Annotated in this window: 12 protein-coding genes; 6 read left to right on the forward strand and 6 right to left on the reverse strand. The window is 71.1% G+C overall.

What is annotated here, in order from left to right; translation table 11 throughout:
* Positions 1 to 49: 49 nt before the first annotated feature.
* Positions 50 to 3,223, reverse strand: a complete 3,174-nt coding sequence (locus ACF3NH_RS13815) for an efflux RND transporter permease subunit (protein WP_422923582.1) — start codon at positions 3,221 to 3,223, stop codon at positions 50 to 52.
* A gap of 3 nt (positions 3,224 to 3,226) precedes the next feature.
* On the reverse strand, positions 3,227 to 4,372 hold the full coding sequence (locus ACF3NH_RS13820) for an efflux RND transporter periplasmic adaptor subunit (protein ID WP_198367242.1): 1,146 nt from the start codon (positions 4,370 to 4,372) through the stop codon (positions 3,227 to 3,229).
* Positions 4,373 to 4,471: 99 nt separating this feature from the next.
* Here ACF3NH_RS13820 and ACF3NH_RS13825 point away from each other — a divergent pair, with 99 nt between their 5' ends.
* Genes ACF3NH_RS13825 through ACF3NH_RS13835 form a run of 3 tightly spaced genes read left to right on the forward strand, consistent with a single transcriptional unit; the run spans position 4,472 to position 6,716 of the window.
* Positions 4,472 to 5,098 carry a TetR family transcriptional regulator gene (locus ACF3NH_RS13825; protein WP_422923585.1) on the forward strand — a complete coding sequence of 209 codons (627 nt, stop codon included), beginning with the start codon at positions 4,472 to 4,474 and terminating at the stop codon, positions 5,096 to 5,098.
* Between the two features lie 11 nt (positions 5,099 to 5,109).
* A complete protein-coding gene (locus ACF3NH_RS13830) occupies positions 5,110 to 5,310 on the forward strand; it encodes a hypothetical protein (protein ID WP_198367240.1) in 201 nt (66 codons plus the stop codon).
* 29 nt (positions 5,311 to 5,339) lie between these two features.
* The gene (locus tag ACF3NH_RS13835) at positions 5,340 to 6,716 is read left to right on the forward strand and encodes a TolC family outer membrane protein (protein WP_422923587.1); all 1,377 of its coding nucleotides are present in this window, start codon (positions 5,340 to 5,342) and stop codon (positions 6,714 to 6,716) included.
* A 130-nt stretch (positions 6,717 to 6,846) separates the two neighbouring features.
* Here ACF3NH_RS13835 and ACF3NH_RS13840 read toward each other — a convergent pair whose 3' ends face one another.
* Positions 6,847 to 7,956 carry an NAD(P)/FAD-dependent oxidoreductase gene (locus ACF3NH_RS13840; RefSeq protein ID WP_198367932.1) on the reverse strand — a complete coding sequence of 370 codons (1,110 nt, stop codon included), beginning with the start codon at positions 7,954 to 7,956 and terminating at the stop codon, positions 6,847 to 6,849.
* A gap of 181 nt (positions 7,957 to 8,137) precedes the next feature.
* On the opposite strand from ACF3NH_RS13840, the gene ACF3NH_RS13845 reads away from it, so the two are divergent.
* Positions 8,138 to 9,949 (forward strand): ABC-F family ATP-binding cassette domain-containing protein, encoded by a 1,812-nt coding sequence (locus ACF3NH_RS13845; RefSeq protein WP_422923589.1) that lies wholly within the window; start codon positions 8,138 to 8,140, stop codon positions 9,947 to 9,949.
* A 25-nt stretch (positions 9,950 to 9,974) separates the two neighbouring features.
* Here ACF3NH_RS13845 and pip read toward each other — a convergent pair whose 3' ends face one another.
* Positions 9,975 to 10,922: a prolyl aminopeptidase gene (gene pip, locus ACF3NH_RS13850; protein WP_198367930.1), complete on the reverse strand. Its 948-nt coding sequence runs from the start codon at positions 10,920 to 10,922 to the stop codon at positions 9,975 to 9,977.
* Between the two features lie 122 nt (positions 10,923 to 11,044).
* Between pip and greB the strand changes: the two genes are divergently transcribed.
* Positions 11,045 to 11,584 carry a transcription elongation factor GreB gene (gene greB / locus ACF3NH_RS13855; protein ID WP_422923592.1) on the forward strand — a complete coding sequence of 180 codons (540 nt, stop codon included), beginning with the start codon at positions 11,045 to 11,047 and terminating at the stop codon, positions 11,582 to 11,584.
* A 105-nt stretch (positions 11,585 to 11,689) separates the two neighbouring features.
* The gene (locus tag ACF3NH_RS13860; RefSeq protein ID WP_422923594.1) at positions 11,690 to 12,625 is read left to right on the forward strand and encodes a DMT family transporter; all 936 of its coding nucleotides are present in this window, start codon (positions 11,690 to 11,692) and stop codon (positions 12,623 to 12,625) included.
* 22 nt (positions 12,626 to 12,647) lie between these two features.
* Here the strand turns inward: ACF3NH_RS13860 and ACF3NH_RS13865 are convergent, their stop codons facing one another.
* Together ACF3NH_RS13865 and ACF3NH_RS13870 are read right to left on the reverse strand one after the other, a co-directional pair.
* A complete protein-coding gene (locus tag ACF3NH_RS13865) occupies positions 12,648 to 13,919 on the reverse strand; it encodes a M20/M25/M40 family metallo-hydrolase (RefSeq protein WP_422923596.1) in 1,272 nt (423 codons plus the stop codon).
* 79 nt (positions 13,920 to 13,998) lie between these two features.
* A complete protein-coding gene (locus tag ACF3NH_RS13870; protein WP_232477409.1) occupies positions 13,999 to 14,829 on the reverse strand; it encodes an aspartate dehydrogenase in 831 nt (276 codons plus the stop codon).
* Positions 14,830 to 14,957 lie beyond the last annotated feature (128 nt).

Genomic DNA, 14,957 nt, shown 5'->3' on the forward strand with positions numbered 1-14,957 from the left:
GTCATGATGCAGGCCAACCGCCGGCCCGGGCCGGGGTTGCCCGGGTGCGTCAATGCGCCGCCTTGCCGCCCTCCCGCCCCGCGGCGGCTTCGGCGTGGCGGCCCCGGCCGAAGCGGCGATGGGTGGCCTCGCGCATCCCCTGGAACACCACGTAGAGCATGGGGATCAGGAAGATGCCGATGGTCGAGGCCGCGATCATGCCGGCGAAGACCGGGGTCGAGACGGCGCGCCGCGCCAGCATCGAGGCACCCGAGGCCCAGACCAGGGGCACCAGGCCCAGGATGAAGGCGATCGAGGTCATCATCACGGCGCGGAACCGCATCTTGGCGCCCTGGGCCGCCGCCTCGACGATGCCGAGCCCGGCCTCGCGCTGTTCCTTGGCGAACTCCACGATCAGGATGCCGTTCTTCGCCGCCAGCGCGATCAGCACGATCAGGCCGATCTGCGCGTAGAGGTCGAGCGGCAGTCCGGCGAGGAGAATCGCCGAGACGGCGGCGAGGATGCCCACCGTGACAGACAGCAGAACCGGGATCGGGATCACCCAGCTCTCATACAGCGCCACCAGGAAGAGGAAGGCGAAGAGCACGGCGAGCGCCAGGATGATGCCGGTCTGCCCCGCCGCCTGCTGCTCCTGATAGGCGGTGCCGGTCCATTCGAAGGTATAGCCGGCCGGCAGGGTGTCGCGGCTGATCTCCTCCATGGCATCCATGGCCGCGCCGGAGGAGACGCCGGGCGCCGGATTGCCGTTGATGGTGATCGACCGATAGTTGTTGTAGCGCGTGATGGTCTGCGGGCCGACCACCGTCCTCACCGTGGCGATGGAGCGCAGCGGCACCATCACGCCACGGCTGTTGCGGATCTCGATCCGCCACAGCGCGCTCGGGTCTCGGCGATCGGCCGCCTCGCCCTGCACCAGCACCTGCCAGGTGCGGCCATAGAGGTTGAAGTTGTTGACGAAGGCACTGCCCAGCGTGGTTTGCAGCGCCGAGAAGACGTCACTCATCTGTAGGCCGAGGGCCTGCGCTTTGTCCCGGTCGATGTCGAGATAAAGCGAAGGCGAGCGGGAGCTGAAGGTCGAGAAGACCTGGCTCAGGCGCGGATCCTGATTGGCCGCGGCCAGCAGCCCCTGCATGACGTTGCCGATCTCGGCGGGCGACGCGCCCTCCAGCGATTCCAGCTGATACTCGAAGCCGCCGCCTGTCGAAAGGCCGATGACCGGGGGCAGGTTGATCGGGATGATCTGGGCTTCGCGGATCTGCTGGCTCTGCACGAAGATCTGGCCGATCAGCGCGTTGACGTTGTCGCCCGGCCCTCCGCGCTCGGAGAAGGGCTTGAGCTGCACGAACATCGTCGCCGCCGAGGCGCTGGCGCCGCCGTCGAGCAGGGAGAAGCCGATGATCGAGATGGAATCCCGGACCTGCGGCATCTCCTTCAGCTGCGCCTCCATCTGCGCGACGACGCGGCTGGTGCGCGCGACCGAGGCGCCGTCCGGAAGCTGGAAGGCGATGATGAAGGCGCCCTGGTCCTCCTGCGGCAGGAAGCCCGCCGGCGTGCGGTTGGCGACCGTGTAGGCGCCGAAGGCGAAGACGCCGACCAGCACCACGGACAGGATGGACAGGCGCAGCAGCCGCGTGACGATGGAGGCGTAGCCGTCGCGCACATTGTCGATGCGGCGGAGCACCCAGCCCATGATCCCCTTCTTCGGCCCCTCATGCCGCAGAAAGACGGCGCAGAGGGCGGGAGAGAGGGTAAGGGCGTTGATCGCCGAGAAGACCATCGCGACCGAGATGGTCACCGCGAACTGGCGGAACAGCTCGCCCGAGAGGCCGGGGATGAAGCCAATCGGGACGAAGACCGAGAGCAGCACCAGGGTGATGGCGATGATCGGGGCGGTGATCTGCGCCATCGCCTTCTTGGTCGCCTCGGCCGGGGTGATGTCCGGCTCCTCCTCCAGCACGCGCTCGACATTCTCCACCACCACGATGGCGTCATCGACGACGATGCCGATGGCCAGCACCATGGCCAGCAGCGAGACGGTGTTGGCGGAGTAGCCCAGGGCCAGCAGCACCGCGAAGGTGGTGATCAGGCTGACCGGGACGGCGACGATCGGGATGACGGTGGCGCGGACGTTGCCGAGGAAGAGGAAGACCACGAGCGCGACCAGGACGAAGGCCTCGATCAGGGTCTTGATCACCTCGTAGATGGTGTCGTTGACGAAGATGGTGGTGTCGAAGACCGGCCGGACGTTCATGCCCTCGGGCATGCGCGAACGCACCCGCTCCAGCGTCGCCTCGACGGCGGCCGCCGTCTGCACCGCATTGGCGCCGGGCGACAGGTAGACGGCCAGTCCGACGCCGTCGCCGCCGTTGAGGCGGGTCATGGCGTCCTCGTTCTGGGCGCCCATCTCGACCCGCGCCACATCGCGCACGCGCAGCACCGAGCCATCCGGATTGGCCCGCAGCACGATATTGCCGAACTGCTCGGGCGTCTCCAGGCGGCCCTGGGTGAGGACGTTCATCTGGATCTGCTGGTCGTCCGGCACCGGCGGGGCGCCGATGCGCCCGGCCGGCGCCTGCAGGTTCTGCGCCCGGATGGCGCTCACGATATCCGACGGGTTAAGGCCGAGGCTCACCAGGCGCCGCGTGTCGAACCAGATCCGCATGGCGTAGTTCTGGCGGCTGAACAGCGTCGCCGAGCCGACACCATCGGTGCGCGACAATTCGTCGATCAGGTTCAGGGTGGCGTAGTTGGTGAGGAAGAGGGGATCGTAGCCCCGTTCGGGGTCCTCGGAGTAGATGAACAGCACCTGCAGGATCGAGGAGGAGCTTTTCTCCACCCTGATGCCCTGCGCCTGCACCTCCTCGGGCATCAGCGCCATCGCCGCCTGGACACGGTTGTTCACGTTCACCGTGTTCATGTCCGGGTCGGTGCCGAGCTCGAAGCTGACGGTCAGCGAGTAGCTGCCATCGCTGCCGCTGTTGCTCTTCATGTAGATCGAGCCGTCGACACCGACGACCTGCGCCTCGAGCGGCTGGGCGACGGCGCTCTCCACCACGTCGGCGGAGGCGCCCGGATAGGTGGCCGAGACCTGGACCTGTGGCGGCACGATGTCGGGCAGCTGCGAGACCGGGATGCGCAGCAGCGACAGCGCACCGGCGATGCTCATGACGATCGCGATGACGATCGCCAGGCGGGGCCGGTCGACGAAAACGGCTGACAGCACGGATCAGCCTCCCTGCGGCGCGGCGTTGGCGGCCGGCGCGGCATTGACCGGGTTGCCCGGACGGACGCGCTGGAGGCCCTGGACCACGACGCGCTCGCCCTCCCGCACGCCATCGTCGATCACCGCCAGCTCGGGGGTGGACTGGCTGCTCATGCGGATGGCCCGGCGCTCGGCCACGTTGTTCTCACCGACGACATAGACGAAGTCGCCACGGGCGTCGCTGAGCACCGCCGCGCGCGGCACGGTCAGCATCTGCACCGGCTGGATCGCCTCAACGACGACATTGACGAACTGGTTGGCCGTCAGCGTGCGGTAGCCGGCGGGGCGGGGGGGGTTGGGGATGCGCCCGCGCAGCAGCACGCTGTCGGTATCCCGGCCGATCTCGTTATCGGTGAAGTCGATGCTGCCGGGCTGGTCGTAGAGCTCGCCGTTCGGCATGCGCAGCCGGATCTGCACGGCGCTCAGCCCGCCGCGATCGGCGTAGCGCACCCGCAGGTCGACCAGCGTCCGCACCGGGACGGTGAAGCTCACATACATCGGATCCTGGCTGACGATGGTGGTCAGGGCGCCGGAATTCGGCCCGACCACATTGCCCACCGTCACCGCCGTGCGGCCGATCCGGCCGTCGATCGGGGAGCGGATCTCGGTGTAGTCGAGATTGATCTGCGCCTGGCGCTGCTGCGCCTGGGCGGAGAGCACCTGGGCCTGGGCGGTGCGCTGGGCCGCCAGGGCATTGTCCACATTGGAGCGCTGACCGGCGACCGTGTTCAGCAGCGCCTGGGCGCGGCTGAGGGTGATGTTGGCGTTGGTGAGCTGTGCCTCGGCCTCGGCCACGGCGGCCTTGGACACGTCGAGCTGCGCCTCGAAGGGCCCTCGCTCGAGGCGGTAGAGCAGGTCGCCGGCCTTGACCTCGGCGCCTTCCTCGAAGGCGCGCTGCTCCAGGAAGGCCGTCACGCGCGCGACGATCTCGACCCGGTTCGGCGCCTCGATCCGGCCGATGAACTCATTGCTTTCGGTGACGGCGCGCTTGGCCGCCGGCATGACGCCGACGGCCGGTGGGCCACCCGGCCCCGGTTGGGCCAGGGCCGGCACGGCAGCCAGCAGGAACAGGCCCACAAGGGCCGATCCGCGACGGAACAGGAGCTGCATGGATCCTCCAGAGAAGCCCGGCGCGTCGCGACCGGCAGCTTGTAAAGATACCTTCCTGTATGTATATAAAAGGGCAGATCGCTAGTCGCAAGGTCAGAGATGGCGCGCCGCACCAAACAGGAAGCCGACGAGACACGCGAGGCATTGCTGGACGCGGCCGAGCAGGTCTTCCTGGAGCGTGGCGTGGCCAGGGCTTCGCTGGACGAGATCGCGAGGGCCGCGGGTTGTACCCGTGGTGCGGTGCATTGGCATTTCCGTGACAAGCTGGGTCTGTTTCTGGCCTTGGACGAGCGGCTGGTCCTTCTGCAGGACGAGTTGCGCGAGCGCCTCTGCTGCGATCCGAATCGCCCCCCGCTGGAGCATATGGCCTATGCCATCTCGGCGGCCATGGACGATCTCGAGAGGGATCCGCGACGCAAGCGGCTGCTCACGATCATGTTGCAGCGCTGCGAGTATGTCGAGGAAATGGTGCCGGCCCTGGAACGCCGGCGCGCGGCCGATCTGGCGTTCCGGACAACTTTGCGCGAACACTTCGAGCGCGCCGAGCTGCGCGGCGAGCTGGCGCCGAACTGGAAGCCTGAACGCGCGGCCTTCTTCTTCTATGCTCTGATTTCAGGGTTCCTGAACGAATGGCTCCGCGGAAACGCGGGCTTCGAGCTCGCCGCCGAGGTGGGCCCTGCGGTTTGCACTTTTCTGGCCTGCGTGGCTCAACAACCCGCTTCCTGAGGAGTCGTAGCATGCGGCGAACCTTGCTCATCGCGACCGCATTCCTGCCGATGGGACTGGCCGCCTGCGGCCATGCCCCGCCGGCGCCGCCGGAGGTTGGCGGTCCCACGGTCAACGCCATCCGCGGGGTGGATCCCGGCTTCGCGCCCCTGCGCCCGGAGAGCGGCAATATCTGGGCCGACGGGCTGCAGGAGCCGCGACGAGCGCCATGACCTTTTCTATCGACAAAGGATATCTCCGCATGCCGCGATTCCGGTTCTGGACCACGGCCCTGCTGTCGTTGCCGTTGATGGGAGTGGCGGGTCCTGCGCTGGGCCAGAGCCTGCAGGAGGCGCTGGCGCAGGCCTATGCGAACAACCCGGCGCTGCAGACGGCGCGGGCGCAGTTGCGCGTGGTGGACGAGAACGTGCCGCAGGCGCTGGCGGGGTGGCGTCCGAGCGTGGTGGTGGCGGGGAATGTCGGCTACATCGACGCGCAGGCGCGCTCACGCGGGATCTACGCGGATGTGGACCGCCAGACGCTGGGCACCACGGCGACGCTGACGCAGCCGCTGTACCAGGGCGGCCGGACGATGGCCGCGACCAAGCGGGCGGAGAACCAGGTGCTGGCGCAGCGGGCGCGGCTGCTGGCGGCGGAGCAGCAGGTGCTGGCCGATGTGGTGGCGGCCTATGTGGCGGTGATCCGCGACCAGGAGACGCTGCGGCTGAACGTGAACAACGTGCAGGTGCTGCAGCGCCAGCTGGACGCGACGAACGAGCGCTTCCGGGTGGGCGAGATCACGCGCACCGACGTGGCGCAGGCGGAGAGCCGGCTGGCCGGGGCGCGCTCGGCGCGGGCCAATGCCGAGGGCACGCTGCAGACCAGCCGGGCGACCTTCCGGCGGGTGGTCGGGCTGGCGCCGGAGCGGCTGGTGGCGCCGCAGCCGCTGTCGGTGCCGGTGCGCGCCGGGGGCGAGGCGGCGGAGCTGGCGATGCGCAACAACCCCGCGGTGGTGGCCTCGCTGTTCGACGAGGCGGCGGCGCGCGACGCGGTGGATGTGCAGATGGCGGCGCTGCTGCCGCAGCTGAGCCTGCAGGCGCAGGCCTTCCGGCAGGACAACAGCCAGCAGCCGCACAGCCGGGTGACTGGGCAGCAGATCACCGCCAACCTGTCGGTGCCGCTGTACCAGGGCGGCGCCGAGCACGCGGCGGTGCGGCAGGCGCGGCAGGACGCGGTGCGGCTGCGCCAGGTGGTGGACGACCAGCGGCGGCAGGCGATGCAGCAGGCGACGCAGGCCTGGGAGCAGCTGCAATCGGCGCGCGCCCAGGTGGAGAGCGTGCGCTCGCAGATCCGCGCCGCCGAGATCGCCCTCGACGGCGTGCAGCGCGAGGCGGTGGTCGGCAGCCGCACCACGCTCGACGTGCTGAACGCCGAGCAGGAACTGCTCAACGCCCGCGTCAGCCTGGTCCAGGCGCTCTCCAGCGTGGTCACCGCCAGCTACACCGTCGCCGCCTCCCTCGGACGCCTCACCGCACGCGACCTCGCCCTCCCCGTCGCCCTCTACGACATGGACACCTACTACCAGACCGTCAGGTCCAAGTGGTTCGGTACGGGGAACTACGCCGAGGAGCAGCGGTAACGGTTCTCCCGCCCCCCGGGAGAAGGGAGCCCCAGGCGCCGCCACCCCTGGGCCGGCCCGCCGGGGCTCCCACCTTTCGGCGTGCCGCCGGGGCCACCGGCGGGGGCGCCGTCGGCGGGCCGGCAGGCGGCTAGCCGCCCAGCGCCATGCGGCGCACATGCTCGCCCAGAGCGAGCGAGGCGGTCAGGCCGGGGGATTCGATGCCGAACAGGTTGACCAGCCCCGGCCTGCCATGCGTGTCCGGGCCCTGCACGACGAAGTCCTGCGCCGCGACACCGGGCCCGACGATCTTCGGCCGGATGCCCGAATAGCCGGGCTGCAGGGCACCATCCGGCAGCTCCGGCCAATAGCGGCGGATGGCGGCGTAGAAGCCCTCGCCCCGGTGCGGATCGACCTCGTAGGCGATCTGCTCCACCCATTCGACATCCGGACCGAACCGCGCCTGGCCGCCCAGGTCGATGGTCAGGTGGGTGCCGAGCCCGCCCGGCACCGGCACCGGATAGATCAGCCGGGTGAAGGGGGAGCGGCCGGTGAGGGTGAAGTAGTTCCCCTTGGCGTAGAAGGTGGGCGGGACATGCTCCGCCGGCATGCCGGCCAGGCTGCCGGCCAGGCGCGGCGCGTGCAGCCCGGCGGCGTTGATCAGCAGGCGGCAGCGAAGCTCCATCGGCTCGGCGCCGCCGACGCTGAGCTCGGCACCGCCCTCCGGCAGGAGCCGCCCGCCGGTGACGGGGCTGTGGAAGACGAAGACCGTGCCCGCATTCTCGGCATCGCCCTGCAGGGCCAGCATGTAGGCGTGGCTGTCGATGATGCCGGTCGAGGGTGAGTTCAGCGCCGCGACGCAGGAGATGGCGGGCTCCAGGGCGCGCGCCTCGGCCGCGTCCAGCAGCGCGAGGTCGGGCACGCCGTTGGCGGCGGCCCGCGCCTGGATCGAGGCAAGCTTGCCCTGCTCCTCCTCGTTGGTGGCGACGATCAGCTTGCCGCAGTTGCGGTGCGGCACGCCGCGCTCGGCGCAGTAGGCGTAGAGCATCCGCTTCCCCGCCACGCAGAAGCGCGCCATCAGGCTGTCCTTGGGGTAATAGATGCCGGCGTGGATCACCTCGCTGTTGCGCGAGGAGGTCGCCGTGCCGATTCCTTCCGCGGCCTCCAGCACCAGCACCTCACGCCCGGCCAGCGCCAGCTCGCGCGCCACGGCCAGGCCCACCACTCCGGCGCCGACGACGACGCAGTCAACTTCTTCCAAGACCTCTCTCCTCCCGTCTTCGGCGGGGAGGATCTCTCTAGCGCGCCCGGGTGACGGCGTCGCCTCCCGGTTGCGGTTTCCGGCGGCGGGCGCGATCAAAATCGAGACTCCCCCCGCGGGAGCCGCGGCCGCCGCCGATGGGGCTTGACGCCATGCCCGCGCCGCCGCACCCACAGCCGCCATGGCAGCCCCCCCGATCCTTCTCCTCCAGGACATCCGCCTCGGCTTCGGCACCACGCCGCTGCTGAGCGGCGCGACGCTCTCCGTCTCCCCGGGGGAGCGGCTGGCGCTGATCGGCCGCAACGGCTCCGGCAAGTCCACCCTGCTGAAGATCGCCGCCGGCCTGGCCCAGGCCGATGCCGGCACACGCTTCGTCCAGCCGGGCGCGACGCTGCGCTATCTGGAGCAGGAGCCCGACCTCTCGGCCTTCCCCAGCGTGCTGGCCTATGTCGAGGCCGGGCTGGCGCCGGGGGACGATCCCTACCGGGCGCATTATCTCCTGGAGCAGCTCGGCCTCTCGGGGGAGGAGCCTCCGGCCAGCCTCTCGGGCGGCGAGGCGCGCCGCGCCGCGCTGGCCCGCGCCCTGGCGCCCAGCCCTGACATCCTGCTGCTCGACGAGCCGACCAATCACCTCGACCTGCCGGCCATCGAGTGGCTGGAGAGCGAGATCGGCGCGATGCGCTCGGCGCTGGTGCTGATCAGCCACGACCGCCGCTTCCTGGAGAGCATGACGCGCGAGATGGTCTGGCTGGATCGGGGCCTCACCCGGCGCCTGGCGCGCGGCTTCGCGCATTTCGAGGAATGGCGCGACGAGGTGCTGGCTCAGGAGGAGCTGGAGGCACACAAGCTCGACCGGCAGATCGCGCGGGAGGAGGACTGGATGCGCTACGGCGTCACCGCCCGGCGCAAGCGGAACATGCGCCGCGTCGGTGAGCTGGCGGCGCTCCGCCAGCAGCGGCGGGAGCGGCGCGCCGCCCAGGGCGGGGTCAGGATGGCGGCGGCCGAGGGCGAGGGCTCCGGCACGCAGGTCGTCTCGGCCGAGGGGCTCGGCAAGAGCTTCGGCGGGCGCGTGGTGGTGCGGGACTTCTCGGCCCGCATCCTGCGGGGCGACCGCGTCGGCATCGTCGGGCCGAACGGGGCGGGCAAGACGACGCTGCTCTCCATGCTGACCGGAACGCTGGCGCCGGACGAGGGGGTGGTGCGGCTCGGCACCAACCTGGAGATGGTGACGCTGGACCAGCGCCGCGCCGCGCTCGACCCGCAGGCCACCGTCGCCGGCAGCCTGACCGGCGGCCGTGGCGACCAGGTCTGGATCGGCGGCCAGCCGCGCCACGTCATCGGCTACATGAAGGACTTCCTGTTCCTGCCCGAGCAGGCGCGCACGCCGGTCGCGGCCCTCTCGGGCGGCGAGCGCGGCCGGCTGCTGCTGGCCCGCGCCTTCGCCACCCCCTCCAACCTGCTGGTGCTGGACGAGCCGACCAACGACCTCGACCTCGAGACGCTGGACCTGTTGCAGGAGCAGATCGCCGATTACGCGGGCACGGTGCTGGTGGTCAGCCACGACCGCGACTTCCTCGACCGTGTCTGCACGAATGTCATCGCCTGGGAGGGGGAGGGGCGCTGGCAGGACTATCCCGGCGGCTATTCCGACATGGTGGCGCAGCGCGGGCATGGCGTGCGGGCGCGGGCCGGGGCGGCCAGCCCCACGCCGGCCGCGCCGAAACCCGGCGGCGGCACCGTGCCGGGTCCGGCGAGAAGGAAGCTCTCCTTCAAGGATCAACATGAGCTGGAGACGCTGCCGGCGCGGATGCGCAAGCTAGAGGCCGAGGCGGCGAAGCTGAGGGAGATCCTGGCCGATCCCGGTCTCTATGCGCGCGACCGGGCCCGCTTCGACAAGGCGACCGAGCTGCTGGGGAAGTCCGAGGCGGCGCTCGCGGAAGCCGAGGAACGCTGGCTCGAGCTCGAGATGCTGCGCGAGGAACTGGGCGGATAGGGCGCCGCCGCGCGGGCAGGCGGCGTCAGGCCCGCCGCGCCAGCCGCTCGGCCGCGGCGCAAAGCGCCGCCAGCACCTCGGGCTCCGTCGTCGTGTGGTTGCCGTCATTGACCAGGGTGAAGCCCGCCTCCGGCCAGGCCTGGTGCAACTCGAAGGCGGTGACGGCCGGCGTCACCACATCGTAGCGCGCCTGGACGATCTCGGCCGGGATCGCGCGGATCGCCGCCACCCCGCGCAGCAACTGCCCCTCCTGCAGCCAGGCGCCATGGGTGCAGTAGTGGGTGAAGAGGCGGGCGACGGCCAGCGCCCGGTCCGGCTCGGTCAGCCGCGCCACATGGGCCGGATCGGGGCGGAAGGTCTGGGTCCGGGCCGAGAAGCCGCGCAGGGCCAGGGCCGCCGGCAGGTGCACCGCCGGGTCGGGATCGATCAGGCGGCGATGATAGGCGGCGAGGAGATCGCCGCGCTCGGCCTCCGGGACCTGCGCGGCGAACTCCGCCCAGTGGTCCGGGAACAGCGCGCGCACGCCATGGAACCACCACGCCACTTCCGGGCGCCGGGCGGTGAAGATGCCGGAGAGGCGAAGGCCGCGGACCCGCTCCGGATGCGTCTGTGCATAGGCCAGGGCGAGGCAGGACCCCCAGCTGTGGCCGGCCACCGTCCAGGCCTCGAGGCCGAAATGCCGGCGCAGCGCCTCCAGATCCTCCACCAGATGCCAGGTGGTGTTGGCCTCCAGGCTGGCATGGGGCGTGGAGTCGCCGCAGCCGCGCTGGTCGAAGGCGATGATGCGCCAGTGTCCGGGGTCGAGCGAGCGCAGCGCGGCCGGGCTGCTCGCAGCGCCGGGGCCGCCATGCAGGATCACCACCGGCGGGCCGTCCGGGCGCCCATGCTCCCACCAGGCCAGGCTGTGGCCCTGGCCGACATCGAGGTGGCCGGAGCGTCGGACGGGGGATTCGGGATGGCCGGGCTGTGTCATGCCGCCAGTGAAGCGTGACGCGGCGCGTCTGGCGAGTGGGGCCGCCCATTCGGGCTGGCCATTGGGGCTGACGGGCCGGTCGCTTCGCGCTAACCGGCGGGAACCACAGAGCCGGAGCCCGCATGGCCAGTACCGAGCAGGACGACGAGGAGGAAGGCCCGCCGGGCCTGCCGCCGGGCACGCCCTTCTACATGACGCCGGCCGGCCACGAGGCGCTGCAGGCTGAGTTGCGCCGGCTCTGGAACGAGGAACGGCCGAAGGTCGTCGAGATCGTCTCCTGGGCGGCCAGCCTGGGCGACCGCAGCGAGAACGCCGACTACCAGTACGGCAAGCGACGGCTGCGCGAGATCGACCGCCGGGTGCGCTTCCTGCGCAAGCGGCTGGAGCGGGTGCAGGTGGTCGATCCGGCGGCGCAGCCCCGGCGCGACCAGGTCTTCTTCGGCGCCACCGTGACCTATGCGCGGCAGGACGACCAGGAGGTGACGATCACCATCGTCGGCATCGACGAGACCGACCTCGACCGCGGGCGCATCTCCTGGGTCTCGCCGGTGGCGCGGGCGCTGCTGCGGGCGCGGGTGGGGGATCTGGTCCGGGCGCGGATGCCCGGCGGCAGCGAGGAGATCGAGGTGGTGGCCATCAGCTACCCGGACCCGGCGGAATAAATCCCGGGCTGCGCCGGCTTGGCCCTGGCGGTGGAGGCGGGGGCGTCGCATGCTCGCACGGGCGGCGGAACCGCGCCGCCGGGAAACGCCGGAACCCCTGAAGCCATGTCACAGCCTGTCGCCACACCGCCCTCCTGGACCGGTCTGCGGTTGCGGGGCCGCCTCGGCACGCGCTGGAAGGGCCTGTCGCCGACGCTCCGCGGCATGGTCTGGATGGGCTGTTCCGGCCTGCTCTTCTGCCTGCTGAACGCCATCATGGCCGCGCTCTCGCGCGAGCTGCATGCCTTTCAGACGCAGTTCCTGCGCTATCTCTTCGGCCTGCTCGTCATGCTGCCGCTGGTTTGGCGCACCGGCCTGTCCGGCTATGCCCCGCGCGGCATGGGCGGGCAGCTGTGGCGCGGCGTGGTGCACACGGCGGGGCTGCTGCTCTGGTTCCTGGCGCTGCCCCATATCCCGCTGGCGGACGTCACGGCGCTCGGCTTCACCTCGCCGATCTTCATCATGATCGGCGCGGTGATCTTCCTGGGCGAGAAGGTCGTGCCCTCGCGCTGGATCGCCGCCGCCATCGGCATCCTCGGCGTCGCCATCGTGCTGGGGCCGAAGCTCTCGGGCGGCGGCGGTGGCTGGACGCTGGTGATGCTGGCATCCTCGCCGCTGTTCGCCGCCTCCTTCCTGATCACCAAGGCCCTGACGCGGCGGGACCGGCCGGAGGTGATCGTCCTCTGGCAATGCGTGACGATCTCGGCCTTCACCCTGCCTTTCGCCATCGCTTTCTGGAGCTGGCCGACGCCGACCCAGCTCGCCTGGTTCGCGCTCGGCGGCCTGCTCGGCAGCCTGGGCCACTGGTGCCTGACCGAGGCCTTCCGCCTGGCCGACGTCTCCGCCACGCAGCCGGTGAAGTTCCTCGACCTTGCCTGGGCGGCGCTGCTCGGCCTCGTGGTCTTCGGCGACAGGCCCGGCTGGGCGACGGTGCTCGGCGCGCTGGTGATCTTCTCCGCCGCGACCTGGATGGCGCGGCGGGAGGCGGCGGGGCGGGGCTGAGCCGCCGCCGCCCCTCCCGGCCTCAGTTCGAGGTGATGCCGGCGACCGAGAGGATGGTGGCCAGCGCCGTCGCCACGCCCTTCACGCTCGGCCCCTTCTCGACATCGATCCATTCCTCCAGCGAGTGCTCGCGCCCGCCGCTGCCGCCCGTGCCGAGCGTCACCGCCGGGATGCCCAGGCTGATCGGGATGTTGCTGTCGGTCGAGGAGGCCTCGTGCACCAGGTCGTAGCCCTGGGCGCGGATCACCTCGGCGGCGATGCGGGCGAGGCGGGAGTCGCGGGGCGTCACCCCGGCGGGGCGGTCGCCGATGCGCGTCACCTCCACCTTGATCTCGCCCCTGGCCGTGTCCCGCGCCGCATTCTCATCCGCCGCCGCCTGCGGCAGCAGATCGAGGAAACGGGCCTCCAGCGCCGCCAGCCCGCCGGCCGAGGCCGAGCGCAGATCGACCTCCATCCAGGCTTCCTCGGGGATGGCGTTGATCGAGGTGCCGCCGCCCAGCCTGCCGATGGAATAGGTGGTCCTGGGCGAGGCCGGGACGCGGATGCGCGAAAGCCCGTCCGCCGCGCGCGCCAGGGCGAAGGCCGGGTTGACCAGGCCGAAGGCGCCGAAGGAATGGCCGCCCGGCCCGCGGAAGGTGACGCGGTAGCGCTTGCTGCCCACCGCCGCGTGCACCAGCCGCGCGGGATTGATGCCGTCCATGGCGATGAAGCCGGCCACCTGCTCGCGCCAGCGGCTGCGGCCGAAGAAGGCCTTCACGCCGCGCAGGTCGCCCGCGCCCTCCTCGCCGACCGAGGCGAGGAGCAGCAGTCCGGCCCGGGTGCGGAGGCCGGCGGCATCCAGGGCGCGCGCCATGGCCAGCAGCACGGCCAGACCACGCGTGTCGTCGCCGACGCCGGGCGCGCGCAGCACCGTGCCCTCGCGCCGCACCGTGACATTGGTGCCGGCGGGAAAGACCGTGTCGAGATGCGAGCAGAGCACGATCACGCCGGCTTCCGGGTCCGTTCCGGGGCGCAGGGCGGTGACATTGCCCTCGTCATCCGTCTCCACCTGCTCCAGCCCCTGGCCCCGCAGAAGCTCGGCATAGGCGGCGGCCCGCCGAGCCTCGCCGAAGGGGGGCGAGGGGATCTCGGTCAGGGCGACGAGCTGCTCGACGAAATGGTCGTGATCCGCCTCCAGGGCGGCAACCAGGCGGGCGAAGCCGGGTGCGGACAGCAGGGAGGCAGCTTCGGCGGCGGCGTCGCCACCCTCGGTGGCGAGCAGATGGCGGCGGAGGGCGGGAGCTTGATCGGTCATGGCGGAGCCTCGGCTGGACGGGGGCCGGAACCTCCGGCGCCGGGGCGCCGGGGTCAAGCCGCCGCGCCCGGGCCGCGCCTCAGGTGCCGACCCGAAGCGGGGCGGACAGCTTGCGGAGGCAGGCGATGACGGACAGGGCGGTGATCCGGCCGGTCTTCGGATTCTCGCTCGGGACATTCTCGATGCTCATCGAGAAGCTGGCCGAATCCGCCTCCACCTCGACACGGTGGACGTTGCGGGTCAACGCGGGATCGGCCCAGATCTCCAGCTCCGTCCGGTCCGGCCCGATGCCCGCCAGGGACAGGGCCACGGCGACGTTGAGATTGGCGGGAAAGCCCACCGCCGCCTCGCGCGGGGTGCCCTTGAAGATGCGAAGGGGTTCGCGGATGTCGGAAATCGCGATGCCCTTCTCGATGAGATAGGGTGCGCCTTCCAGCCCGCGCACCGGCTTGCGCGTCACCATCCTCACCGAGCGGATCTCACCCTCCGCCGCGGCGGAGACGGCGTCGAGGCCGATCAGGGCGCCCGTCGGCACGATCAGCTGCGCCCCGTTCGCGCGCGCCAGCTCCACCAGCCCTTCATGCGACAACAGCGCGCCGGCGCTCAGGACCACCGCCTTCTTGCCGGCGGAAAGGAAGGGGGAAACGATCTCGGGAAGCAGGGCGCCGGGGGCACATTCGACGACGAGATCGGCCAGCGGCTCGAGTTCCGCGATCGCCAGCACCGGCACGGGGTTGCGCAGGCGGTTCATGCGGCGGGAGGCCGCCGCCCGGTCATGCGCGGAAACGGCGGTCAGCTCGCAGCCCGGCAGCCCCTCGTCGAGCGCCTGGGCGATGCGCATTCCCACGGCGCCGAAGCCGGCGATGGCGATACGAAGGGGGGGGCGGCGAAGCGGGGTCATGGCGTTCATCGGCAACCTCATGTGGCGCGGCAGAAAAGCCCGGACGACACGAGGCGGCAAAGCCTTTCTGGATTCGGCCCAGGCTCCGGTGCTTCGGCGAGGAGCGGATTCAGGACGCGAGGAGGCCCGGAAGGCCT

The sequence above is a fragment of the Pseudoroseomonas sp. WGS1072 genome (assembly GCF_049340465.1).
Lineage (GTDB): Bacteria > Pseudomonadota > Alphaproteobacteria > Acetobacterales > Acetobacteraceae > Pseudoroseomonas.